This is a genomic window from Endozoicomonas sp. SESOKO3, assembly GCF_024606255.1.
The window spans coordinates 1-1368 of the sequence record NZ_JAHHPR010000163.1; the positions used below are offsets into that span (position 1 = coordinate 1).

The 1368-nt window shown below is 45.7% G+C and carries 1 protein-coding gene; it reads left to right on the forward strand.

The window, feature by feature from the left end:
* The coding region (locus tag KDK18_RS02715; protein ID WP_257253019.1) for a hypothetical protein at positions 1 to 1368 on the forward strand (1368 nt) is incomplete at both ends.

Sequence of the window (1368 nt, forward strand, 5' to 3'; positions counted from 1 at the left end):
AAAAAAGACAAGGTCAAAAGCTACCAGCACGTCATTCGAAGCAGGCAGATGGCACTGCTGGAGACTTTAGCTGCCGAGCACAATGCTAATGAACAAACAATAGCCGCATTCGAAGATAAACTGGTGACGCTTGCATTCTATGAATCTCTTCAGCAGGCATTGACCAGTGCCAGCTCAGATGGAGCAGATGAATTTGAATTCACAATACCACACATCAGAGCCGCTTCGTCGTTCATCACGCCAACCTGGATGCATATGCAACTTGCAAAACATTTCGTCTTTAAACCCACACTTAGAAACCTTCTGGCTAACCGGTATTTTTTCCAGAATATTCAGAAAGTCATACCCATTGCCGCCGAAGTGACTGGAGATCCTTTTGCCGAAGACGAACGCTTTGCTTCCAAATTGATGGGTGACATTACCGGGCAACTGTTTGAGATGGAAAGCAAGCTGGAAAAGTTGCAGGTAAAAGAGGCTGAACTTGCCGAAATATCAAAGACAGCACGTGAAACAAGGGCAATGGCCACTCAATGTATTAAGGAAAATCACAGGGCAGTAAACCTCAATCAGCTACAGGAGGCTGAGGTTAAAAGGCTCCGTCAAGACTTGGCGGATCTGAAAAACACCAAAACACCGAACCGTCCCAAAGCCAGACCTGAAGTACTTGAGACATTGAGAGCTGTGGAAAGAGCCCTGGATGAGACCAGCCTCAGTGAAAAAGACGATGTCTATTTACATCGCATGCACATCTCTTATTACCTGCGGATACACATCATAGAAGCCAGGAGGCCAAAGGAAGAGGCCTTGGTCATACTGCAAAGCTTAGAAAGATTATTCAACATCAAAATCGATGAAGGTGGCGACAAAGCAGCAAGGCTTGAAAGAATCCGTAAAAGGCTTGATGGCGGTAATATCTCACCCTATGAACTGGATAAGATGGATGAGATCCTCTGGGAGGATCACAGCACAGCTCTTGAGGATCTCGAAGGCAGAGATATCAGACTCAACTCCATCCATGCACGTCTTGCCTTTAAAGTCGAAGAATCGGAACAGCGAGCCAGAGAACAACAGGCAGCTTATCTTATCGCTGTAGAGGATGAGCTGAATATCTACCCTCACGAACACACTGCTGCTAAAGAAAGAGGCAAAACTTTCATAGCTAAACTGGCCAGTGATCTGCAGGTAAGATTTGAAAACAGTGCCAGCCTGTCTTACCTGAAACATGCTCTAATCGCCAGAATTGAGGCATTACGGGAAGAAGCCAATGAAATCTGCGACGATGAAGGTGTCCAAAGAATCAAAAACAATGAAATTGCCCATCAGCTCAACATTGAAGACTACAGGGATGATGCCAGTGCAGACGAACAG